1 pseudogene is annotated in these 256 nt (G+C 67.2%); it reads right to left on the bottom strand.

Going from position 1 to position 256, the window contains the following annotated elements:
• Positions 1 to 256, bottom strand: a pseudogene (locus IO33_RS45490) (1,4-alpha-glucan branching enzyme); the annotation flags it as partial.

Raw genomic sequence — 256 nt, 5'->3', positions numbered from 1 at the left:
GGGGCCGTGCGCCTCGGACCACTCCGCTCCCTGGGCGAACTCCTGCCCCATGAAGAGCAGCTGCTTGCCGGGGTGGGCCCACATGAAGCCCAGGTAGGCACGGTGGTTCGCGCGCCGCTGCCACCAGTCGCCCGGCATCTTCGACACCAGCGCCTGCTTGCCGTGCACGACCTCGTCGTGGGAGATCGGCAGGACGTAGTTCTCGCTGTAGGCGTACACCATCGAGAAGGTCATCTCGTGGTGGTGGTACCTGCGG

This window comes from Streptomyces durhamensis, assembly GCF_000725475.1.
GTDB lineage: Bacteria > Actinomycetota > Actinomycetes > Streptomycetales > Streptomycetaceae > Streptomyces > Streptomyces filipinensis.
The sequence above is the reverse complement of the archived record's forward strand: the minus strand, read 5'-3'. Positions and strand labels throughout refer to the sequence as shown.